Origin of the sequence: Pseudomonas koreensis (genome assembly GCF_025447595.1) — a bacterium.
Lineage (GTDB): Bacteria > Pseudomonadota > Gammaproteobacteria > Pseudomonadales > Pseudomonadaceae > Aquipseudomonas > Aquipseudomonas koreensis_H.
On sequence record NZ_JAOEJU010000008.1, the window covers coordinates 112,723 to 135,654 of the forward strand.

The following is a 22,932-nucleotide window of genomic DNA, read 5'->3' on the forward strand; positions in this document are numbered from 1 at the left end:
CGACAAAAAAGCCCAACCGGAGGCCACTCATGCACCTCGAAGGCTCCTGCCACTGCGGCGCGGTTTCGTTCACCCTGGACAGCGCCCACCCCTACCCTTATCAGCGCTGCTACTGCTCGATCTGCCGCAAGACCCAGGGCGGTGGCGGCTATGCGATCAACCTCGGCGGCGACGCAGCCAGCCTCAAGGTGCGCGGTCGCAAACACATCACGATCTACCACGCGAAAATGAAAGACGAAGGCGATGCACGCGCCCACCGCAGCACCGCCGAGCGGCACTTCTGCTCGCTGTGCGGCAGCGGTCTGTGGCTGTTCAGCCCGGAGTGGCCGGAGCTGGTCCATCCGTTCGCTTCGGCCATCGACACGCCGTTGCCGGTGCCACCGGAACACACCCATCTGATGCTCGGCTCCAAGGCACCGTGGGTCGAAGTGCAAGCGAGCGCCAAGGACCTGCAGTTCGAGGTCTACCCCGAAGAATCCATCGCCCAGTGGCATGAACGCCTTCACTTGCAACGCACGGATAGCCCCCTGTCGAATCCGGCAAAAGACTGATTAGATAGCGGCTCCCACCGATTTGAACGTGGAACGCCCCTTGAGCAGGACACCCCAACAGGATTTGCCCCGACCGGACTCCGTCAACCTGCGCCAGGCCTGGCGTTTCTGGCTCAAACTCGGTTGCATCGGCTTCGGCGGTCCGGCCGGGCAGATTGCGATCATGCATCAGGAACTGGTCGAGCGGCGGCGCTGGATTTCCGAGCGGCGCTTCCTGCATGCACTGAACTACTGCATGTTGCTGCCCGGCCCGGAAGCCCAGCAACTGGCGACCTACATCGGCTGGCTGCTGCACCAGACCCGTGGCGGCGTGCTGGCTGGCGCACTGTTTGTGTTGCCGTCTCTGCTGATCCTGATCGCGCTGTCGTGGGTGTATATCGCGTTCGGTAACGTACCGGTGGTGGCCGGGGTGTTTTACGGGATCAAACCGGCGGTCACCGCGATTGTTCTGCACGCAGCCCATCGAATCGGCTCGCGAGCGTTGAAGAACAGCTGGTTATGGGCGATTGCCGGGGCAGCGTTCGTGGCGATTTTCGCCTTCAACGTGCCGTTCCCGCTGATCGTGCTAGGCGCGGCATTGATCGGCTATTTTGGCGGACGCTGGGCACCGCAACGCTTCAGCAACGGCGGCCATCGCGGCAGCGAAAAATCCTTCGGCCCGGCGTTGATCGATGACGACACACCGCCGCCCGAGCATGCGCGGTTCAGCCTGCCGAGGCTGTTGCGCCTGGCACTGATCGGCGCGTTGCTGTGGTGCCTGCCGATGGCGTTGCTGACGGCGCTGTTCGGCTGGGGTGGCACCTTCACGCAAATGGGCTGGTTCTTCACCAAAGCGGCGCTGTTGACGTTCGGCGGCGCTTACGCCGTGCTGCCCTACGTGTATCAAGGCGCGGTCGGGCACTACAGCTGGCTGACGCCGACGCAGATGATCGACGGTCTGGCGTTGGGTGAAACCACGCCGGGGCCGCTGATCATGGTGGTGGCGTTTGTCGGTTTTGTCGGGGCTTACGTGCAACCGACGTTTGGTCCGGACCATGCGTTTGCCGCCGGTGCGCTGGCCGCGACGCTGGTGACCTGGTTTACCTTCCTGCCTTCTTTCCTGTTCATTCTCGCGGGCGGGCCGTTGGTGGAGTCGACTCATAACGAGCTGAAATTCACTGCGCCACTGACCGCGATCACGGCAGCGGTGGTCGGGGTGATCCTGAATCTGGTGTGTTTCTTTGCTTACCACGTGTTCTGGCCCAACGGTTTTATCGGTCAGCCCGATATTTTCTCGATCGTGCTGGCCCTCATGGCCACCCTCGCCCTGTTCTTTTTCAAGCGCGGCGTGATCGAGGTGTTGATCGTTTGCGCCCTCGTCGGGCTGGGCTTTCATCTGTTGAGCTGAAGCGGGGACGCGCAACATGCTGCGGAATCAGGCGTTTACTTGGCCGGGGATTCCCCCTTACTATCCAGCCACACCGGCATGGCGGGACGCTCCCGTCGCCGACGTTTTCCGCCAACGGAAACACGCGTCATGAGCACGTCACTACAACAATCAGAATCGTTGAACGTCTCTGCACTGTGCGCCCTCCTTCACAGGGGCCGCGCATGAATCGCATCGTCAATCTCCCCATGGCCCTGAGCCGCTCCAAGCTGCGTCACTCCGCACGCCCGCCGGATATCTGCCTGCCCGTCTGATCGCGCCGGTAAAAATCGCGACAGTCCCCCTCTTTTTTCGATATCCCTGCCAGGACGCCCGCGCCTTTTGCCGAGCTGCGTCCGGCCCGAATCTGCGCGCCTGTGCGGCGCCATCGTGAGTGATTGATTATGAAATTCGCAGCCATTGAAGACGCCCGTAACTTTCTCGAGCAGAACCCCGACATCGACATGATCGAGCTGTTCATCCTCGACGCCAACGGCGTGCCGCGCGGCAAGTTGTTGCACCGCGAAGAGCTGCTCGCCGTGTACGAAAGCGGCCGCCCGCTGCCAAGCACCATCCTCGGCCTGACCGTGCATGGCGAAGACGTGGAAAACTCCGGTCTGGTGTGGGACGTCGGCGATATCGACTGCCGCGCCTACCCGCTGGAAGGCAGTCTGGTGCGCCTGCCGTGGCGGCAGATTCCGACTGCTGCGGTGCAGGTCAGCATGCACCCGGAACAAGGCATGCCGGCGAGCATCGCCGACCCGCGTCATCTGTTGATCAAGGTCATCGACCGCTTGAAAGCCGAGGGTTACCACCCGGTGATGGCCTGCGAGTTGGAGTTCTATCTGCTCGACGCCAAGCGCGATCACAACGGTCGCCCGCAACCGGCGCTGGATGCCGACGGCGGTCGACCGAGGCACACGCAGGTCTACGGTTTGCGTGAGCTGGAGCAGATCGAACCGTTCCTCGCCGACCTCTACAGCGCCTGCAAACTGCACGGCATTCCGGCGCGCACGGCGATCTCGGAATACGCGCCGGGCCAGGTGGAAATCACCCTCGAACACGGCGATGCGCTGGAGGCGATGGACCAGGCCGTACGCTATAAACGACTGGTCAAAGCCGTGGCGCACAAGCACGGGATGCAGGCGACCTTCATGGCCAAGCCGTTCGATCACCTGGCCGGCACCGGCATGCACATGCACGTCAGCCTCGCCGATGCCGAGGGGCGCAATCTGTTTGCCTCCGAAGATCCTGCCGGCACCCCGCTGCTGCGCACGGCGATTGGCGGGATGCTTGCGTCGTTGCTCGATTCGCTGCTGCTGTTCTGCCCGAACGCCAACTCCTACCGTCGTTTCCAGGCCAACAGCTACGCGCCACTGGCGCCGACCTGGGGCGTCGACAACCGTACCGTCAGCCTGCGCGTACCCGGCGGCCCAGCCAGCACCCGGCACATCGAACACCGCATCTGCGGCGCCGATGCCAACCCGTATCTGGCAGCTGCAGCGATCCTGGCAGGCATTCATCGCGGGATAAAAGAGGACATCGATCCGGGCGAGCCGGTGGAAGGCAACGGTTACGCGCAGGCGAAGGAATTGCTGCCGACCGACTGGCTGACTTCGCTCACGGCGCTGGAAAATTCGGTGTGGGCGCGGGATGCGCTGGGGCAGGAATTCCTCGGCGTGTATCTGGCAGTGAAACGTGCGGAATACCGGCAGTTCATGGCTGAAGTGGGCGAGCAGGACTGGCGCTGGTACTTGACCGAAGCCTGATCCTTCACAACTCCCCCCTGTGGGAGCGGGCTTGCCCGCGAAGGCGTCGTCACATTCAACACTTCAGGTGACTGACACATCGCTTTCGCGAGCAAGCTCGCTCCCACAGGGTCCGTGCACCGACTCCCGAATCTGGACACTGAAATGACTCAACGCACCAATTCCTACTACACCGCGACCCTCAACCGCGACACCGACTACCCGACGCTGCAAGGCAGGCACAAGGTCGATGTGGTGATCATCGGCGGCGGTTTCACCGGCGTCGCCACGGCCGTCGAGTTGGCCGAGAAAGGCCTGAAAGTGGCCATCGTCGAAAGCCACAAGATCGGCTGGGGCGCCACCGGTCGCAATGGCGGCCAGGTCACCGGCAGCCTGTCCGGCGACGGTGCGATGCGCAAACAGATGCGCAACACATTGGGCGATGAGGTCGATGATTTCATCTGGCACCTGCGCTGGCGCGGCCACGAAATCATCAAGCAACGGGTCGAGAAGTACGCGATCGATTGCGATCTCAAGCACGGCCATTTGCATGCAGCTTACAAGCCGAGCCACATGGCCGGTTTGCGCAGCGACTACGATGAAGCCGTACGTCGCGGCATGGGTGATGAAGTCAGCCTGCTCGACCGCAGCCAGGTGCGCGATCTGCTGCAAAGCGAGCTCTATCACGGCGCAATCAAGAACACCCGCAACATGCACCTGCACCCGCTCAACCTGTGCATCGGCGAGGCTCGGGCAGCGGAAAGCCTCGGCGCGCTGATCTTCGAAAACAGTGAAGTGCTGGAGATCATTCACGGCGACAACCCGGGTGTGCGCACCGCCCACGGCCAGATCGACGCCAATCAGGTGCTGCTGGCCGGCGACGTCTACCACAAGCTCGAACCGGGCCAGCTCAAGGGCAAGATCTTCCCGGCCATGGGCGGCATCGTCACCACCGAACCACTGGGGGATCTGGCCCGGCAGATCAACCCTGAAGACCTCGCCGTTTACGACTGCCGCTTCGTCCTCGATTACTACCGCCTCACCGCCGACGGTCGCCTGCTGTTCGGCGGCGGCGCCAACTACAGCGGCAAAGACTCACGGGACATCGCGGGCGAACTGCGCCCGTGCATCGAACAGACTTTCCCGGCACTCAAAGGGGTGAAGATCGATTATCAGTGGAGCTGCGCGATGGGCATCGTGATCAACCGCATCCCGCAACTGGGCAAGCTCTCGGACAACGTCTGGTATTGCCAGGGCTATTCCGGCCACGGCATCGCCACGACGCACATCATGGGCGAAATCATGAGCCGGGCGATCACCGGGCAACTGGAGCAGTTCGACACGTTTGCCGCGTGCTCGCACATTCGCGTGCCGATGGGGGATCTGCTGGGGAATCCGATGCTGGCGGCGGGCATGTGGTACTACCAAATGCTCGAAAAACTGCGCTGATCGAGCGGGCCCATCGCGAGCAAGCTCGCTCCCACAAAGTCCGAGGCGTACTCAAAACAGGTACCCCCCAAACCCTGTGGGAGCGAGCTTGCTCGCGAAAAGGCCTTTAAACTCACCACAAAACCTCAGTCAGGCGACTGCTCCACCTCAATCCCCAACCGCCGATAATCCTCAACACTCCCCGACGCCACATGCCGTTCGGTGATCAGCGTGTGCAAGCGCTCGCACGGCGCCACCACAAACGGTTCCACCGCGCCGAGCTTGTCCGCCGTGGTCACGGCAATCACCCGCGCCGCACAATCGAGCAGCGCCTGCTTGACCTGCACCTCATCGAAATGCAGCGAGGTGATGCCCACCTCCGGATGAATCGCGCAGACCCCGGTGATCGCCAGATCCGCCTTGATCCCCGACAGCAGCCGCAGCGCCTCATGTCCGCCAGCCGACATGGTTTTCGGGTTCAACTGCCCGCCCGCCAGAATCACTTTGATGCCCTGATACTCGGACAACGCAATCGCCGTCATCGGCGATGCCGTGACCGCCGTGAGGCTGATGTCCCTGGGCAGAGACCGCGCCACTTGCAACGTGGTCGAGCCGGAATCGAACATCACGGTCTGGCCGTTCTGTACCTTGCGCGCGGCCAATTGTGCCAGGCGGATCTTTACCTCATCGATCTCGTCGAGACGTGTGAAGTAATCCTTGCCGGTGTCCTTGGGCCGGGGCAGCGCCCCACCGTGTACTCGCTGTACCAGCCCGGCGTTGTCCAGTTCGGCGAGGTCGCGGCGGATGGTGTCTTCGGACACCGCGAAGTGTTGGCTCAGCTCGGACGCCATGACCTTGCCGTCACGTTCGAGGATCAGAAGGATTTTCTGCCGGCGCACGGACGGTAGTTCGGCAGCGGAATGATCGTGCATGGTTTTGCCTGTTTGTGCTTGTAATTGCAGGTTTTGCGAGAGTAGCCAAGCCGATCGCCAAACACAACGCTGGTATCAATGGTTTCAATCATTGAAATCAACAAGTCGAATTTTTTCTTCTTGCGGGACTTGTTCAAAATGGCCCCACTTTCAAAAAGATCAGGATGAATACCCCATGAACCTCAATTTCGCCTTCGCCTGCATGGTCGTCGTGTCGTTCGCCATCGCGCTCGGCCACGCCTGATTCAGACCGACGCGGCCAAGTGTTCGCGAAGCCACTTGTGCGCCGGATCACGGTGGGATCGTTCACCCCAGAACATCGCCATCTCGTAGCCCGGCACCTCCAGCGGTGCGGCGACCACTTGCAGTGCCGGGTTGTCACGCACCAGGCGTGACGGCAGCATCGCCACCAGGTCGGTGCTGGCCAGTACCGACATCACCAGCAGAAAGTGCGGCACCGACAGCACGACCTTTCGCGACAGCCCCACATCCGCCAGCGCCTTGTCGGTCACCCCGAAAAAGCCCCCGCCCTCCCGCGACACCATGACGTGCTCCAGTGCGCAGAATTGCTCGCGAGTCGGTACGGCGCTCAGCCCCGGATGCCCGACGCGTCCGGCCAATACGTAACGTTCGGTGAACAGCGTGCGATGACGCAACTCCGGCGGCGCGTCTTCCGTGATGTGCAGCGCCAGATCGAATATCCCCTGCTCCGCCTGCTTGACCATTTGCTTTGGCACCAGGTCGATGACTGCCAGACGCGTACCCGGCGCTTGCGCGCGCAAGCTGCCGAGGGCCGGCAACACGATGGTCGAGCCGCCATAGTCGGTCGCCGCGATTTTCCAGGTATGCGTCGCCTGTGCCGGATCAAATGCACTGGCCGGTGCCACTGCCCGCTCCAGCGCTTCCAGGGCTTCGCGCAGTGGCTCGCGAAGCTCATCGGCCCGCGCCGTCGGGCGCATGCCCCGAGGACCGGGCAGCAACAGCGGATCGCCGAAGATGTCGCGCAACTTGGCCAGGTGCACGCTTACCGACGGTTGCGACAGGTTCAGCCGCTGGGCGGCGCGAGTGACGTTGTGCTCGGCGAGCAGCACATCGAGGGTCAGCAGCAGGTTGATATCCAGCCGTCTTAAATTATTCATGGCTATACCAGACATATCAGACATTCATTTCCAATATACCCGGCAAACGCCGATCCTGCTGTCACTCGACAACGGAGCTTCAACATGAATGTCCTTTTGGTCTATGCCCACCCTGAACCTACCTCACTCAACGGCTCGCTCAGGGACTTCACCGTCCAGCGCCTGGAAGCCGCCGGACACAACGTGCAGGTGTCCGACCTGTACGCGATGAACTGGAAAACCACCCTCGACGCCGAAGACAGCCCGGAGCGCGACACCAGCCGTCCCCTCCACGCTTCGCTGGATTCAAAGATCGCCTACGCCGAAGGTCGGCAATCCGCTGACATCGCCGGCGAGCAGGAAAAACTGCGCTGGGCCGACACGCTGATCCTGCAGTTCCCGCTGTGGTGGTTCTCGATGCCGGCGATTCTCAAAGGCTGGGTCGAACGGGTCTACGCCTATGGTTTTGCCTACGGCGTCGGCGAGCACTCCGATGTTCGCTGGGGCAATCGTTACGGCGAAGGCAACATGCAAGGCAAGCGGGCGATGCTGATGGTCACGACCGGTGGCTGGGATTCGCATTACAGTCCACGCGGTATCAATGGCCCCATAGATGATCTGCTGTTTCCCATTCAGCACGGGATCCTGCATTACCCCGGTTTCGACGTGCTGCCGCCGTTCGTGGTGTACCGCACCAGCCGGATGGATGAGGCACGATTTGCGCAGACCTGCGAACAACTCGGCGCGCGTCTGGATGAACTCTGGAGCACTCGGCCGATTGCCTTCCGGCAGCAGAATGCCGGTGATTACGAGATTCCGGCACTGACCTTGAAAAGCGAAATTGCGCCGGACAGTGAAGGATTCGCCGCGCACATCAAATGACACAGGGGGCAATGCCCCCTTGTTTTATTCCGTGACCACCCGCGCCGTGCGCACGAACAGCGCATGCACCTTGTCCCAGAAGTTGCCCCCGAGCACAAAAAAGCTGCCGATGAACATCAGATCGCCCAGCGCCTGCATCTGCCAGAGGTTGGGTCGCACGCCCGGAAAGAAGTTGTCGAAATAAGGTTCCAGAAAGGACGACAACAGCGGCAGGCAGAACATCACCACGCCGATCTTGTGTCGCATCGGACTGACTTCGGCCACCGGCGTCGGTAGCACGCCCGAGATATAGCGGCCGATCGTACGTTTGAGTTCGGCGAACCCGGCCTTGCCCATCACGGCGATCACCAGCAACAGCAGCACCTTGTTGCTGATGAACAGCACGCCAGTCAGCGCCGCGACTTTCGAGCCTGGCACATCAAGGGCGGCTGCGAGCGGCACCAGAAGCCATGAACCGAGCATCACGCAGATGATCGCCACGCCGACCTTGAAGCGCCAGTTGGCGCCGGTCGGTTCAACCGGATTTTGAGCAGTCTCCATGGATTCCATACCTTTCGTCAGGGGCGCAGATCGATGAACTTCGCCTGAAAAAGCGTAGCAGGTGATTTGGCCTTTCAACCTGCAATCCGGGGTCTATGCTGCATTGAAAATTCCGATCTGGAACAGACAGAATGCCTGCAACGACGGCCCTGCTGCGACGACCCGGTCATCTGCTGCTGCTCGGAGCTCTGAGCCTTGGCGGTTGTATCCGTCTGGGACCGGACTTCCAGCCGCCCGGCGAACCCTGGAGCCGGCAATGGCAAAGCCCGGCGCTGGAACAGGCCAGCGAACGCGGCACCTATCCGGATCTGCGCCAGTGGTGGCAAGTGTTTTCCGATCCGGTGCTGGATCGCCTGATCAGCGAGGCCGACGCCCATAACGCCAGTCTCAAAGTGGCTGCCCTGCGGGTCCTGGAAGCCCGCGCACAATTGGGCATCGCCGAGAGCGGACGCTTCCCGCAACTGCAACAGGTTGGCGTCGACAGCCTGTATATCGATCGTCATCAGTCGGGCGGCAACAACCCGCAGGACACGCACTTCTGGCAGCACAGCGCGGCGTTCGATATCGGCTGGGAACTGGATTTCTGGGGCCGCTTCAGCCGTGCCATCGAGTCTTCCGACGCCAGCTATTTCGCCGCCCAGGCCAACTACGAAGACGCCCTGGTCCTTCTGCGCGCGCAGGTAGCCGATACCTATTTCCTGCTGCGCACCACTGAAGCGCGGCTGCGGGTTGCGCGGGAAAACGCCGATCAGCAGAAACGCAATTTCGAAATCACCGAGCAACTGTTCACCAGCGGCCAGACCGCCGAACTCGACCTGCAACAGGCGAAAACCCAATACCTGACCACCCTGGCCAGTATTCCGGCGTTCGAAGACCAGTTGCTGCGCACTCGCAACGCACTGGCCGTGCTGGTGGGCCAGCCGCCCGGTGGCTCGATGTTGCTGGCCGAGCAACAGGGGCTGATCCCGCTCGTTGACCGTGCTGTATTGCAAGACGTGCCGGCCAACCTGCTGTTGCGCCGCCCCGACGTGCGCGCGGCAGAACTGAATGTCGCCGCGCAATCGGCGCTGGTCGGCGTGGCGGAAACCGATCTGTACCCGTCGCTGACCTTGCTCGGCAGCATCGTCTGGTCGAGCGACTCGCTCGGTGCCACGCCACGCAGTCTCGACCTGATCGGCGGCCCGAGCCTGCGCTGGAACATCTTCGACTACGGACGTATCCGCAACAATGTGCGGGTCCAGGACGCGCGGTTGCAGCAATTGATCGAGGTCTATCGCGACAAGGTTCGCCAGGCCGCACGCGAAGCCGATGACGCCGCCAGCGGCTTGAGCAAGGGCCTTGAGCGGGAACGCATTCTGGGTGAGGCCGAAGCAGCGGCGCGGCGCTCGTTGGCGCTGGCCAACACTCAATATCGCGAAGGCTATTCGGACTTTCAGCGTGTGCTCGACGCACAACGGGCACTGCTGCAACTCCAGGACAGCTATCTGGTCACCCGCGCCAACGCCGTGAGCAATCTGATCGCCTTGTACAAAGCCCTCGGCGGCGGCTGGCAGAACAGCGCGCCACCAATTGACGAGCCGACCCTGCAACAGATGCAACAACGCACTGACTGGGGAAATTTGCTGACTGCCCCGCCGCCACAACCGACGTATCCCATCCCATCGCAGGTAAGCCACCATGACTGACGCCGCGCCTCCCGCCCCCGCCCCGGATCCGGCGAAAAAGGGCATCCGTCTGGTGTTGCTGGTGATTGTATTGAGCCTGGCCTGGTATCTGCTGGCCGACCGCTTCACGCCTTATACGCAGCAAGCGCGAGTCGGAGCGTTCGTGATCCCGGTGGCCTCTGAAGTCGCGGGGCGGGTAATCAAGGTCAATGTTCGCAACAACCAGGATGTGAAGGCCGGCGACGTCCTCTTCGAACTCGACCCGCAGCCGCTGCAAATCGCCGTAGAACGCGCCCGGGCGGATCTGGAAAACACCCGCCGTTCGGTCGGTGCCAGCACCGCCGGCATCGCCTCCGCCGAGGCTTCGTTGCGGGCTGCGCAGGCCAACGAACTCAAGGCGCGACAAGATAACCAACGGCTCGAAGGCTTGTACAAGCAGGATCCGGGAACGGTCTCGGTGCGCTTGCTGGAGGTGTCGCGGGCCAATCGCGAAGCCGCGGTCAGTCAGGTCGCAGCCGCACGCGCCGAAGTCGTGCGCGCTCGTGAAACCGAAGGCGGCAGCGATGCCGAAACCAACGCCAAACTGCGCGGCGCCGCCGCCACGCTGGCCAAGGCCGAACTGGATCTGGCCAACACCCGCATCGGCGCACGCTCGGCAGGATTGATCACCGACCTGCGCACCGACGTCGGCCAGTTCGCCGCCGTCGGCAGTCCGGTCATGACCCTGATTGCAATCCACGATGTTTGGATCAGCGCTGACCTCACCGAAAACAACCTTGGCCGGATCAGCGTCGGCACACCGGTGTCGATCATCCTCGACGCGCTGCCCGGTGAAGTGCTCGAGGGTCGGGTGCGCAGCATCGGTTACGGCGTCAGTGTCGGTTCGGCGCCTCCTCCCGGCACCCTGCCGACCATTCAGAACAGCCGCGACTGGCTGCGTCCGGCGCAACGCTTTCCGGTGATCATCGAGTTCAGCGATGAAGCGAAAAAGCGCCTGTTCGACAGCCGTGCGATACGCGCTGGCGGTCAGGCCGAGGTCATGGCGTTCCCGACCGAGGGCAATCTGCTCAACCCGCTGGGCCGGGTATTTGTCTGGCTGATGAGCTGGCTGTCGTATGCCTACTGAGCGCAGCGTCCCGGTGCAACGGGCCTTGCGCCTGGCCTTCGGCACCGCGTTGTGTACCGCTGTGAGCTATGCGCTCGCTTTACCGCTGTCATTCCTGTCACCGGTGCTGGCGGTGTTGCTGTTAGCGAGCGTGCCTCGGCCGCTGCCGTTCAAAGCCGCCTTGGCGCTGACGCTGGCCGCGGCGTTCACTACCGGTTTCGGCCTGCTGCTGGTGCCGTTGCTGCGTTACTACCCGGTCTGCGGTGTGCTGCTGATCAGCCTGGGTTTGTTCGCCGCGTTCAGGTACGGCTTACGCGGTGGAAACGTGCTGATCATGACCTTCATGGTGATCGGCATGACCCTGATCTCCGCCGCTGGCTTCGCCTCGTTCGAACTGGCGATGGCGGTCATCGGCGCGCTGATCAAAGGCCTGTCGCTGGCGGTCGTGGTGGTTGGCGTCAGTCATGTGTTTTTCCCGGAACCCGCCAACAGCCCCACGCCACCGGCGGCGCCCGCCCTGCCCGCCGAAGACGTGCCGCGCATCGCACTTCGCGCCACGCTGATCGTGATGCCGACGTTCGTGCTGGTGCTGATCGACCCGGCCAGCTATCTGCCGATCATTCTCAAGGCTGTCAGCCTCGGCCAGCAGAGCACCACCACCCGCACGTATCACGCCGGGCGCGAATTGCTCGGCTCAACCCTGCTGGGCGGGTTGCTGGCGGTGGCGTTCTGGTGTGCGCTGAGCCTGTTCGTGCACCTGTGGATGTTCGCGCTGTGGATGCTGCTGTTCAGCCTCGTTCTGGCACGCAAACTCTATCGGCTGCACACCACTGGGCTCACGCCGGGATTCTGGCTCAATACCCTGATAACGATGATCATCCTGCTCGGCCAATCGGTCGAGGACAGCGCCGCCGGCAAAGACGTGTACACCGCCTTCGCCGTGCGCATGGGCCTGTTCATTCTGGTGACACTCTACAGCGGCCTGATGATGCATTTGCTGGAAGCACATCGCCCGGCCACTCAAGGCGTGACCTGATAACCCCGGCCTTGCAGGCAACCGGTGTAGGCACTCGAACTGGTCGACGCATCGGTTCGGCGCTGCTCGCGCCGGTCCTGACGCTGCCGGGAGCCACCGACCACCGCACCCGCGGCGGCAGTCTGTTTGGCGCGGTTCTGGCGGTAATCCTGTTTCACGTCATCGTCGACGCGGTCGTAAATCTCGTCGCGCTGATTGCCGCGCACTTGCGCGGCGGCAGCCCCGGCAACCGCCCCGGTCGCCGCCCCTTTCACTCGCCCACCGACTTGCGGCGATGAGGGGGTGGAACTGGACGCGACCGCGTGACAGTCGTTGATATCGATCTGCATTTGTTGCGAAGTCTGGCCCTTGAGCGGGACCACGGATTCGGCGTGAGCCTGGGTGACACAGAGGGTGGCTGCGATGAAAAACGAGAGAGACGGAATGCGGTTCATGATTACCTCCGGCGCGGCATGGGATGGCCTTTGATGGCGGGGTAATCTGAAAGTGTAGTTCACGTGGCGAGCGCACTGACTCTCTCGCCACGGGGAGTTTGCTCGGTCAGGTTTCTTCTTGCCGGCGTCGCACCTGCACCAGTAACGCCGGCGCGAAGTGCAGCACCACCATCCGCGCCAGGTGGTGAGTGAGGATAAATACCACATTCAGGCCGCCAGCGAACGCCACAATGGCGATGGTTTCAATCGCACCCGGCATGTACGCGAGCCACAGCGACAACGCATCGCTGCCCAGCAATCGCGCGGCCGCCAAGGCAAAAACTGCTGCGACCAGAATCATCAAACCCACCGACACCAACGCCGTGCGGCCATGACGGGCCAGTTCCTTGAGGCCCAATCCCTTGAATCGTGAACCGATCCGCACGCCGAGAATCAGCGCCGCCAGGTTCAGGCTCCAGTCCGGCATGTGAAAGCCGTGCAGCCAGCCTGATTTCACGAACACCGCGGTGATGATGATTGCCGTCAACATGAACGGCGCCGGCACGCCTGCTGCGAGCAGTAACCGCCCGAGCACGATGCTCGAAACGATGACCGCGAGTACGGTCAGCGCCATGCCCGTCGACAGCGGATCACCTTCGGTAATGTCAACCGGCGCCGTTCCGGGAATCAGCAAACTCACCAGCACCGTGATCAGCAGCAGCCGCATCAAGTGCACGATGATCACCTTGCTCGACGCCTGATGCGATTCCAACAAATCGAACACCGCCGCCAGCGCCCCCGGATACACCGCCAGCAAGGCATCCGTGCGATTCCACCCTGCCCCGCGCGACAGCCACCACCCGGCCAGCGCCACTTGCACTGCCAGGCACAACAGCAACACGCCGAGGCTCGGCAACATCGTTGAGACGGTCGCACTGTCCCACGCTTCGAACATCAGCCCGGTGGCGATACCCAGCGTGACCTGGATGTAACCCAGCCCATAAGGCGTCGCCGGTACGAAGCCGAATTTGGTGACGACAAGTGCGGTGACAAGGATCGAACCCAACAGCAAACCGTGTGGCACGCCTTCGAACTGCAACAGCGCGCCGAATCCGGCAGCAATCAACAAACACAGAATGGATTTCATGGTCGCCTTCCTGGCTATTCAAATGACGTTAAGCGCGCAACCGTCCAATCGCCCGCCGGTATTTTTCGATCCGCTCCAGATCCTCCCAACTGGGTGAGGCAATCCGCGACAGGTCGCTGTTTTCTTCCAGGTCCGCCAGTTTCACCACCCGCCCGATCGGGTTCTGCGCCGCGCGCTCGACAAAGTCCTCGTAGGATTCGCCGGGCACTTTGGTCACCGATTCGATGGCGGACAACACTTCTTCGCTGAAGCCTTCCTTGCGCAATTCCTCCAGGCTGATGCCGCAGTCTTCGACCACATCGTGCAGCACCGCGACGATGCGCTCTTCCAGGCTGCTCATGCGCAACATCACTTTCAGCGGATGCAATATGTACGGCGCACCGCCCTTGTCCACCTGCCCCGCGTGGGCGGTGGCGGCAATCGCGATGGCGCGTTCGAGAGTCTGGGTCATTTGCGTTTCCTCGGATTAGGCGCCGTACCGGCCACTGATATAGAAATAGCGCTTGAACCAGCGCCCAATCGCCTGCAAACGCCCGGTTGGCTGCGCCGGCTCGGCGTATCGCTGCAGGATCAGCGAAACCAGATCAGCCTGACTCGCCTTCGGATGAGCATCCAGCAACTCGACCACCCAGGCGCATCCAGCCTTGTTCAAATGCTCACGCCACTCGCCGGGCCAGCCATCCAGCTCATCCAGCGCCAACCACCGCGCACCACCCTGCTCGACATGCCCGCCGCCAATCGATTGCTCAAGGCAGAACGGCGTCGCCGGGCGGGACAGGTCGATGCTGAAGAGGTAAATGTCCTGGGTTTTGTGCTGCGGCGTGGGGGCGTTGTTGCGGCTGCCGATCTGAATCATGCGCGGTTCCGTCCGTGGGAGAGGCGTTACAACTTGTTTCGCAGTCTACGACGTGGTGCTGGTGGGGGGAACCTTTGGTGATGAGCCGGGGCGTGGCAAGTGAAAGGTTTGACTGGGTAGTCCGGGGATGTCGTTTCAGTCACCCACAAAAAAGGGACACCGTTGGGTGTCCCTTTTGCGTATGGAGTCAGGCCGATCGATCAGCGCTTCATGGCCTCACACCGCGTACGCAAATCATGATTGTCGATATTCCCGCAACTGCTGCCGCTCGTGGTGGCATTGCAGTAGGCACGCTGGTCGTGGTCATCAATATTGCCGCAGGAACTGCCACCCTGCTCCGCGTTACACCGGGCACGCAGGTCATGATCATCGATGTTGCCGCAACTGCTGCCGCTCTGTTTGGCGTTGCAGTAGGCGCGCTGGTCATGGTCGTCAATATTGCCGCAGGAACTGCCGCCCATCTCCGCGTTACACGCCGCCCGCAAATCGTGATTATCGATATTGCCGCAACTGCTACCGCTCTCCCTTGCATTGCAATAGGCGCGCTGATCGTGGTCATCAATGTTGCCGCAACTGGCAAAGGTGTAGCTGCTGAACATCAACAACATTGCGAGTAATAGTCTCATCACACACTTCCATGGTTGACCAGGAACCAGCCTGGCACTGCTTGAGCCGATGAATGAGCGTCGCGACACGCCATCAAATTGACATCGGTTTTTAGGAAAGTTCCGGGACGAGAAAGTGCGCTTGAAAATCGAAATCTGAAAACCTCGTAGGAAATCACCACCCGTGGCGAGGGAGCTTGCTCCCGCTGGACTGCGAAGCAGGCCTAAACCTGCCGAAACCTTTTCCTCTGACACACCGCAGCCCTTGATTTACGCCAGCTACGCAGCCGAACGGGAACAAGCTCCCTCGCCAAAGGAGATAAATTTGCGTCCTACAGTCAGATTGCGGCAGTAGGGATCGGTGCCTAGAGTGGGTCTGTCGCTGGCCGCAGTCAGCGATGGGTTTCGCAGCCCAAAGGGAAATTGATTAACACCGTCAAACAGCAATTCTGGCAAAATTCGCCGGCATTACGTTTTATGGCGGTTGTGTGCGGGAGACTCTCGGGTCTGCCGGGTTTGGTCTCTTTCCTCGGTCTGCGAACCCGCTCATAACCGCCACCCAATTTGTTTCGCAGCAGAATCGGTGGCTCTTTTTTATTGAGAGACCTTTTCAATGACAAACAAAAAGCCGCTCTACCACTATATCCACATGTCCCATCCTGCCACTGACCACCCCGTCATGCTGATCGACGCCGACTCCCCAATACGCGACCTCCATGCCTGCGTAGCCGAACGCCTCAACGCCGTCCTCAAATACCTCGATCTCATGGCCTGTACCAGCCTCCCCGACTACCCAGAGCACGACATCAACACTGTCACCAACATCGCCAGAATCATGGTGCAGGATGTCAGGGATGTTTTTCGGGTGATTGAGCAACGGGGATTTGATCGTTAATACACGGATGGAAAACGCTCCTTGGAGTTACTGTCAAAACTAGTCCCTATAAAAAAGAGAAACCGCATTTCTGCGGCTTCTCTTGTATATCAAACACGAATATCGGATCGACTCAGTATCCGAATCAAAAATTCGCCGGCGTATTCGCACTAATAATCTCCGCCTCATCCGCTCCGATATTCCGGAACTTGTGCGGCAGCGTCGTCGGGAAGTAATACCCATCCCCCGCACTCAACACGCTCACCTGCCCGTCCACCGTCAACTCGACCGTGCCGCGCGTCACCAACCCGCACTCCTCGCCTTCCGCGTGAACAATCGGCTCTTCCCCGGAACTCGCGCCCGGCGCGTATTGCTCGCGCAGCAAGCGCATCTGGCGGCTGGGGACCGAGGCGCCGATCAAGAGCAGGCGCAGGCCGTGGCGGCCGAGGTCGGGTTGTTCGTTGGCGCGGAAGACGTATTGGTGTTCGCGGGGGGGCTGGTCGAAGGTGAAGAAGTCGGCCAGGGACATCGGGATGCCTTCGAGCAGCTTTTTCAGTGAGCTGACAGAAGGACTGACACGATTCTGTTCGATCAGGGAGATGGTGGCATTGGTCACGCCGCTACGCCGGGCCAGCTCGCGCTGGGAGAGTTTGTAGCTTTCGCGTACTAGTTTGAGTCGAGAACCCGTATCCATGACAGCCTTATGTTGAGGTACTTAAGGGCAATGGGGGTGGGTGGCGGGTGCCGCGCAGGTCGCGCGGATCACGTTGCTCCCGTGTCCCGGAACCGTGAAAGGCGGCTATTAAATCACGTTTGTCGGTGTTGCTCAGCAGGTTCGATGGACGGTGGGTAAAAAGAGCCTGCTGCTGATAATTGCGGGTCAGGCACAAGACCTGTGGGAGCGAGCTTGCTCGCGATTGGGCGGCACATTCAACATCCCTTTTGCTGATAGGCCGCTTTCGCGAGCAAGCTCGCTCCCACAGGGTTTGTGGTGTTGCTGGTCATGTGAAAAAACCGGCGGCGCCTGTGCGGGGCCACCGCCGGGGGGTTAATCAGATGCCGAAACGGTCGCGCAGCGAGTAGTACACGGCGCCGAGGGCGGTCAGCGGGGCGGAGAAGGTGCGGCCGCCGAGCATCGGCATGTGCGGCAGCGAAGCGAAAGCATCGAAGCGTTCGGCGTCGCCGCGGATCATTTCCGAGATCAGTTTGCCGGCCAGGTGCGAGCAGGTGACGCCGTGGCCGCTGTAGCCCTGCATGTAGTAGGCGTTTTTCTCGATGCGGCCGAATTGCGGCATGCGTGACATGGTCAGCAGGAAGTTGCCGGTCCAGCGGTAGTCGATTTTCACGTCCTTGAGCTGCGGGAAGGTCTTGAGGATCTTCGGGCGGATCAGGGTTTCGATGTCATCCGGTTCGCGGGCGCCATAGACCACGCCACCGCCGTAGAGCAGACGGTTGTCGGCGGTGAGGCGGTAGTAGTCGAGCAGGTAGTTGCAGTCTTCGACGCAGTAGTTGTTGGTGATCAGGCTGCGGGCCTGTTTCTCGGTCAACGGTTCGGTGACGCAGATCTGCGAACCGCACGGCATGCTCTTGGCTGTGACGCGGTTGTCGAGGCCTTGCGGCAGATAGGCGTTGCCGGCGATCAGCAGGTACTTGGCGCGGACCTGGCCTTTGGCGGTGCGCACGACGTTGGGCTCGCCGTATTTGATTTCCACCGCAGCGGATTGCTCGTAGATCTTGCCGCCCAGACGCACGATAGCCGCAGCTTCACCGAGGGCCAGGTTCAGCGGGTGAATGTGGCCGCCCTGCATGTCCAGCAGACCGCCGACGTAGGCGTCGGAGCCGACTTCGCGGCGGATGTCCGCAGCGTCGAGCATCTTCAGGTTTTTATTGCCGTAACGTTCCCAGCTACGTTTTTGTTCGGCGAGTCCCTTGAGCTGTTTGTTGTTCATCGCTGCGAAAATACCGCCCGGGCGGTAGTCGCATTTGATGTCGTATTCCTTGATGCGCGAACGGATGATGTCGGCGCCTTCGAAAATCATGCTGCCGAGAATTTCGGCCGTCTTGTCGCCGTAGCGTTCTTCGATCACGTCGACGTCGCGGCTGTAGGAGTTGACCAGTTGACCGCCGTTGCGACCGCTGGCGCCGTAGCCGACTTTCGCCGCTTCCAGCACCGTCACCTTGTAGCCGGCTTCTGTCAGGAACAGCGCCGAGGACAGGCCGGTGTAGCCGGCGCCGATGATGCAGACATCGCACTCCACCGATTCTTCGAGGATCGGGAAATCGATCACTTCGTTGCGGGTGGCCGCGTAGTAGCTGTTCACGTGTTGTTGTTTCATTTTTTTATTCTCCGAGGGTCGCCGGTTGCAGGCGACCACCGCTGTAAAAGAGTCAGAGCTTGATCCAGGTCGCTTTCAGCTCGGTGTACTTGTCGAACGCGTGCAGCGATTTGTCGCGACCGTTGCCCGACTGTTTGAAGCCACCGAACGGCGCGGTCATGTCGCCGCCGTCGTACTGGTTGACCCACACGCTGCCGGCGCGCAGGCCACGGGCGAAGGTGTGGGCCTTGCTCAGGTTGCTGGTCCAGACCCCGGCTGCGAGGCCGAAGATGCTGTCGTTGGCGATGTGCAGTGCTTCTTCAACGGTGTCGAAGGTGATCAGCGACAGCACCGGGCCGAAGATTTCTTCCTTGGCGATGGTCATCGCGTTGGTCACGCCGTCGAAAATCGTCGGCTCGATGTAGGTGCCGCCGGTTTCTTCGAGGGTGCGCTGACCGCCAGCGATCAGCTCGGCGCCCTGCTCCCGGCCGATGCTGATGTAGCGCAGCACGTTGTCCAGTTGACGCTGATCGACCACGGCGCCGACGGTGGTGGCCGGATCCAGGGCGTGCCCCGGTTTCCACGCTTGCAGCGCTTCCACCAGCAGCGGGATGAATTGCTCGCGGATCGAACGCTCCACCAGCAGGCGCGAGCCGGCGGTGCAGACTTCGCCCTGGTTGAACGCAATGGCGCCGGCCGCTGCTTGTGCTGCCGCGCGCAAGTCCGGTGCGTCGGCAAACACCACGTTCGGGCTCTTGCCCCCTGCTTCGAGCCAGACGCGTTTCATGTTGCTTTGGCCGGCATAAATCATCAGTTGCTTGGCAATCGCCGTGGAGCCGGTGAAGGCCAGCACGTCGACGTCCATGTGCAGCGCCAGCGCCTTGCCGACGGTGTGGCCGAAGCCTGGAAGGACGTTGAACACGCCTTTCGGAATACCGGCATCCAGTGCGAGCTGCGCAATGCGGATCGCGGTCAGCGGAGATTTTTCCGAAGGCTTGAGGATGAACGAGTTACCTGCCGCCAATGCCGGGGCGAATTTCCAGCTGGCCATGATCAGCGGGAAGTTCCACGGGACGATGGCCGCAACCACGCCGGATGGCTCGCGAGTGACCAGACCGAGTTGATCGTGCGGGGTGGCGGCGACTTCGTCGTAGATTTTGTCGATGGCCTCGGCACTCCAGCGGATCGCGTTGGCGGTCGCCGGGATGTCGATGCTCATCGAGTCGCTGATCGGTTTGCCCATGTCGAGGGTTTCGAGCAGCGCCAGTTCTTCCTGGTGTTGCAGGATCAGGTCGGCGAAGCGAATCAGGATGCGCTTGCGCTCGGCCGGGGCCTTGTTGGCCCACACGCCGGAATTGAAGGATTGGCGCGCGGCTTCGACGGCAAGATTGGCGTCGGCTTCATCGGTGCTGGCGACGGAGGCCAGGAAACGGCCGTCGACGGGGCTCAGGCATTCGAAGGTGTCGCCGCTGATGGCCGGGCGGTATTCGCCGTTGATGAAGGCGCGGGATTCGAGGGTCAGGGACTGGAAGCGTTGTTCCCAGTCGTTGCGGGTCATGGTCATGGGGTGACTCACACAGGAAAATTAGTGACCGATATCCCTGTGGGAGCGAGCTTGCTCGCGAATACGGTGGGTCAGTCACCTTCAATGTTGAAGGTGATGGCCTCTTCGCGGGCAAGCCCGCTCCCACAGGGTTTTGCGGTGTTAGCGAGATCGCGCTTGAGCGTCAGACGGTATGCAGATACCAGTTGTACTCAAGGTCAGAGATCGAGTTCTCGAACTCGGCCAGCTCGCTTTCCTTGCACGCGACGAACACGTCGATGTACATCGGGTCGATGTAGCGGGCCATGACTTCGCTGTCGTCCAGCTCACGCAGGGCGTCGCGCAGGTTGTTCGGCAGGCTCTGTTCGTTCTGCTCGTAGCTGTTGCCTTCGACCGGGGCGCCCGGCTCGATTTCGTTGGTCAGGCCGTGGTGGATACCGGCCAGCACGGAAGCCATCAGCAGGTACGGGTTGGCGTCGGCACCAGCGACACGGTGCTCGATGCGCACGGCATCCGGCGAACCGGTCGGTACACGAACGGCCACGGTGCGGTTGTCAATGCCCCAGCTCGGCGAATTCGGCACGTAGAACTGTGCACCGAAGCGGCGGTACGAGTTGACGTTCGGGCACAGGAAAGCCATTTGCGCAGGCAGGGTCTCCAGCACACCGCCGATCGCGTGGCGTAGCGCGGCGTTCTGCTCGGGATCCTCGCTGGCGAAGATGTTGTTGCCTTCTTTATCCAGGATCGAAATGTGCACGTGCAGACCGTTGCCCGCCTGGCCCGGATACGGCTTGGCCATGAAGGTGGTGTCCATCTCGTGGTCGTAGGCGATGTTCTTCACCAGACGCTTGAGCAGGACGGCGTAGTCGCACGCCTTAACAGGATCGGAAACATGGTGCAGGTTGACTTCGAACTGCGCCGGGGCGCTTTCCTTGACGATGGCGTCGGCCGGAATGCCCTGCTCTTTCGCGCCTTCGAGGATGTCTTGCAGGCAGTCGACGTACTCGTCGAGGTCGTCGATCAGGTAAACCTGGGTCGACACCGGACGCTTGCCCGAAACCGGCGAACGCGGCGATTGCGGACGACCGTTCACGTTGTCCTGGTCGATCAGGTAGAACTCGAGTTCGAACGCGGCGCAGATGGTCAGGCCCAGTTCGTCGAATTTGCGCACCACGTTGGCCAACACTTCACGCGGGTCGGCGAAGAACGGCTCGCCTTCCAGTTCGTGCATGGTCATCAGCAGTTGTGCGGTCGGGCGCTTCTGCCAGGGCTCGATGCTCAGGGTGCCAGGGATCGGGTAGCAGATACGGTCGGCGTCGCCGATGTCCAGGCCCAGGCCGGTGCTTTCCACCGTGGAGCCATTGATGTCGAGGGCAAAGAGCGAGGCCGGCAGGTTGATGCCTTTCTCGTAAACCTTATGAAGACTGGTGCGCTCGATGCGCTTGCCGCGCACCACACCGTTCATGTCTGCAATCAGAAGGTCGACGTACAAAACCTCAGGATGTTTCTTAAGGAATGCGTTTGCTTCGTTGAGTTGAACGGCACGCAGAGGGACCGACATGATGCACCTATTTAGCTGTTAATTATTATGTTCACTGCTGTTTCGCGGAGCCAGTCAACCCGAACGGCAAAGTGAAGTCAATAGCGAACACATGGCCGTTCAGCGTTTATTTTTCGGGCTTTTTTTAACACTCACGTGCCAACGCAGACGCCAGAGGCCCGGTATTCATGAAGATTTGATGAACGGCGTTTAGAATTTTTTACATGGGAGTTGTTAATTAAAATCAACGAGGCTAAGCTCCGGAAAAGCTCGTTCAAGTGTCAAACTTCGAGGTGAATAAAAATGGCATTCAAGCCATTGATCGGCGTTACTGCGTGCGTCAAACAGATTGGCCTGCACCCCTATCACATCAGCGGCGACAAGTACGTTCGCGCTGTCAGCGTTGCGGCGCTGGGGTTGCCCGTCGTCATTCCTTCCCTTGGCAAACTGACTGAAATCGAAGACCTGCTGGGTCAGCTCGACGGTCTGTTGCTGACCGGCTCGCCGTCCAACGTGGAGCCCTTCCACTATCAGGGCCCGGACAGCGCTCCCGGCACGGATCACGATCCGGCGCGGGATGCCACTACCCTTCCTCTATTGCGTGCAGCCATCGCGGCGGGCGTTCCGGTACTCGGCATCTGCCGGGGCTTCCAGGAAATGAACGTCGCGTTCGGCGGCAGCCTGCACCAGAAGGTGCATGAGCTGCCGGGCATGCTCGATCACCGCGAAGCCGACAGCCCGGATGTCGCCGTGCAGTACGCCCCGGCCCATGCCGTGACGGTGCTGCCTGGTGGTGTGTTCGAAGCGCTGGAGCTGCCGGGTGAATTCCAGGTCAACTCGATTCACAGTCAAGGCATCGACCGCCTCGCTCCCGGCCTGCGCGCCGAAGCCGTGGCGCCGGACGGCCTGATCGAGGCGGTCTCGGTGGAGCACAGCCCGACCTTCGCCCTCGGCGTGCAATGGCACCCGGAATGGCAAGTGCTGGACAACCCGAACTACCTGCGGATTTTCCAGGCGTTCGGCGAGGCTTGCCGCCAGCGTGCGGCGCGACGCAACCAGCGCTGACGCCACCCAACGATTGCAAAACCATTTACTGCCCCCGCGGGGTCGGCGGCTGCGCGTTTGCGCATCCGTCATCCGCGATCAGCAACACACCGCGAAAACAAAAAGCACCACCCGGCAGCCAGGACGGCGGCGCCGAACAACCCGCACGGTGCGGGTCTGCAATCC

General features: G+C 61.4%; 22 protein-coding genes. 10 read left to right on the top strand and 12 right to left on the bottom strand.

Translation table 11 applies throughout. The features are described from left to right. Positions 1-29 precede the first annotated feature (29 nt). The 4 genes from N8H71_RS12695 (at position 30) to N8H71_RS12710 (ending at position 5,153) form a co-directional block, all read left to right on the top strand. The gene (locus N8H71_RS12695; protein WP_262194241.1) at positions 30-551 is read left to right on the top strand and encodes a GFA family protein; all 522 of its coding nucleotides are present in this window, start codon (positions 30-32) and stop codon (positions 549-551) included. Positions 552-591: 40 nt separating this feature from the next. Then, positions 592-1,938, top strand: a complete 1,347-nt coding sequence (chrA, locus tag N8H71_RS12700) for a chromate efflux transporter (RefSeq protein WP_262194242.1) — start codon at positions 592-594, stop codon at positions 1,936-1,938. Positions 1,939-2,360: 422 nt separating this feature from the next. Beyond that, positions 2,361-3,725 (top strand): glutamine synthetase family protein, encoded by a 1,365-nt coding sequence (locus tag N8H71_RS12705; protein ID WP_262194243.1) that lies wholly within the window; start codon positions 2,361-2,363, stop codon positions 3,723-3,725. A 144-nt stretch (positions 3,726-3,869) separates the two neighbouring features. After that, the gene (locus N8H71_RS12710) at positions 3,870-5,153 is read left to right on the top strand and encodes an NAD(P)/FAD-dependent oxidoreductase (RefSeq protein ID WP_262194244.1); all 1,284 of its coding nucleotides are present in this window, start codon (positions 3,870-3,872) and stop codon (positions 5,151-5,153) included. Between the two features lie 125 nt (positions 5,154-5,278). Here the strand turns inward: N8H71_RS12710 and N8H71_RS12715 are convergent, their stop codons facing one another. After that, positions 5,279-6,064 (bottom strand): DeoR/GlpR family DNA-binding transcription regulator, encoded by a 786-nt coding sequence (locus tag N8H71_RS12715; RefSeq protein ID WP_262194245.1) that lies wholly within the window; start codon positions 6,062-6,064, stop codon positions 5,279-5,281. A gap of 245 nt (positions 6,065-6,309) precedes the next feature. Further along, a complete protein-coding gene (locus tag N8H71_RS12720; protein WP_262194246.1) occupies positions 6,310-7,203 on the bottom strand; it encodes a LysR family transcriptional regulator in 894 nt (297 codons plus the stop codon). Positions 7,204-7,287: 84 nt separating this feature from the next. Between N8H71_RS12720 and N8H71_RS12725 the strand changes: the two genes are divergently transcribed. After that, complete coding sequence (locus N8H71_RS12725) at positions 7,288-8,064, top strand: NAD(P)H-dependent oxidoreductase (RefSeq protein WP_262194247.1); 777 nt, start codon at positions 7,288-7,290, stop codon at positions 8,062-8,064. 24 nt (positions 8,065-8,088) lie between these two features. Here N8H71_RS12725 and N8H71_RS12730 read toward each other — a convergent pair whose 3' ends face one another. Next, a complete protein-coding gene (locus tag N8H71_RS12730; RefSeq protein ID WP_262194248.1) occupies positions 8,089-8,604 on the bottom strand; it encodes a transporter suffix domain-containing protein in 516 nt (171 codons plus the stop codon). 131 nt (positions 8,605-8,735) lie between these two features. On the opposite strand from N8H71_RS12730, the gene N8H71_RS12735 reads away from it, so the two are divergent. From N8H71_RS12735 to N8H71_RS12745, 3 genes are read left to right on the top strand one after another with little or no spacing between them, the layout of a single operon-like run. Then, complete coding sequence (locus N8H71_RS12735; protein WP_262194250.1) at positions 8,736-10,289, top strand: efflux transporter outer membrane subunit; 1,554 nt, start codon at positions 8,736-8,738, stop codon at positions 10,287-10,289. After that, the gene (locus tag N8H71_RS12740; RefSeq protein ID WP_262194251.1) at positions 10,282-11,394 is read left to right on the top strand and encodes an HlyD family secretion protein; all 1,113 of its coding nucleotides are present in this window, start codon (positions 10,282-10,284) and stop codon (positions 11,392-11,394) included. The genes N8H71_RS12735 and N8H71_RS12740 overlap by 8 nt, the downstream gene beginning before the upstream one ends. Then, the gene (locus tag N8H71_RS12745; RefSeq protein ID WP_262194252.1) at positions 11,384-12,409 is read left to right on the top strand and encodes a DUF2955 domain-containing protein; all 1,026 of its coding nucleotides are present in this window, start codon (positions 11,384-11,386) and stop codon (positions 12,407-12,409) included. Before N8H71_RS12740 ends, N8H71_RS12745 begins: the two co-directional genes overlap by 11 nt. Here N8H71_RS12745 and N8H71_RS12750 read toward each other — a convergent pair. The 5 genes from N8H71_RS12750 to N8H71_RS12770 form a co-directional block, all read right to left on the bottom strand. Further along, positions 12,394-12,843: a YMGG-like glycine zipper-containing protein gene (locus N8H71_RS12750; RefSeq protein WP_262194253.1), complete on the bottom strand. Its 450-nt coding sequence runs from the start codon at positions 12,841-12,843 to the stop codon at positions 12,394-12,396. The genes N8H71_RS12745 and N8H71_RS12750 overlap by 16 nt on opposite strands. 106 nt (positions 12,844-12,949) lie before the next feature. Beyond that, the gene (locus tag N8H71_RS12755) at positions 12,950-13,969 is read right to left on the bottom strand and encodes an AbrB family transcriptional regulator (RefSeq protein WP_262194255.1); all 1,020 of its coding nucleotides are present in this window, start codon (positions 13,967-13,969) and stop codon (positions 12,950-12,952) included. Positions 13,970-13,997: 28 nt separating this feature from the next. Further along, positions 13,998-14,420: an HD domain-containing protein gene (locus tag N8H71_RS12760; protein WP_262194256.1), complete on the bottom strand. Its 423-nt coding sequence runs from the start codon at positions 14,418-14,420 to the stop codon at positions 13,998-14,000. A gap of 15 nt (positions 14,421-14,435) precedes the next feature. Beyond that, positions 14,436-14,825, bottom strand: a complete 390-nt coding sequence (locus N8H71_RS12765; RefSeq protein WP_262194257.1) for a hypothetical protein — start codon at positions 14,823-14,825, stop codon at positions 14,436-14,438. Positions 14,826-15,025: 200 nt separating this feature from the next. After that, positions 15,026-15,451: a hypothetical protein gene (locus tag N8H71_RS12770; RefSeq protein WP_262194258.1), complete on the bottom strand. Its 426-nt coding sequence runs from the start codon at positions 15,449-15,451 to the stop codon at positions 15,026-15,028. Between the two features lie 592 nt (positions 15,452-16,043). Here N8H71_RS12770 and N8H71_RS12775 point away from each other — a divergent pair. Then, positions 16,044-16,325 (top strand): fructose-bisphosphate aldolase, encoded by a 282-nt coding sequence (locus tag N8H71_RS12775; protein ID WP_262194260.1) that lies wholly within the window; start codon positions 16,044-16,046, stop codon positions 16,323-16,325. Between the two features lie 124 nt (positions 16,326-16,449). On the opposite strand, the gene N8H71_RS12780 is transcribed toward N8H71_RS12775, so the two are convergent. The 4 genes from N8H71_RS12780 to N8H71_RS12795 form a co-directional block, all read right to left on the bottom strand. Further along, positions 16,450-16,998, bottom strand: a complete 549-nt coding sequence (locus N8H71_RS12780) for a cupin domain-containing protein (RefSeq protein WP_011333561.1) — start codon at positions 16,996-16,998, stop codon at positions 16,450-16,452. Positions 16,999-17,356: 358 nt separating this feature from the next. Further along, positions 17,357-18,640 carry an NAD(P)/FAD-dependent oxidoreductase gene (locus N8H71_RS12785; protein ID WP_262194261.1) on the bottom strand — a complete coding sequence of 428 codons (1,284 nt, stop codon included), beginning with the start codon at positions 18,638-18,640 and terminating at the stop codon, positions 17,357-17,359. Positions 18,641-18,692: 52 nt separating this feature from the next. Next, positions 18,693-20,183: an aldehyde dehydrogenase gene (locus N8H71_RS12790; RefSeq protein ID WP_179695547.1), complete on the bottom strand. Its 1,491-nt coding sequence runs from the start codon at positions 20,181-20,183 to the stop codon at positions 18,693-18,695. A gap of 163 nt (positions 20,184-20,346) precedes the next feature. Continuing rightward, positions 20,347-21,723 (bottom strand): glutamine synthetase family protein, encoded by a 1,377-nt coding sequence (locus tag N8H71_RS12795; protein WP_262194262.1) that lies wholly within the window; start codon positions 21,721-21,723, stop codon positions 20,347-20,349. Between the two features lie 282 nt (positions 21,724-22,005). Between N8H71_RS12795 and N8H71_RS12800 the strand changes: the two genes are divergently transcribed. Next, positions 22,006-22,767, top strand: coding sequence for a gamma-glutamyl-gamma-aminobutyrate hydrolase family protein (locus N8H71_RS12800; protein ID WP_102687367.1), 762 nt, complete (start codon positions 22,006-22,008; stop codon positions 22,765-22,767). Positions 22,768-22,932: the final 165 nt, after the last annotated feature.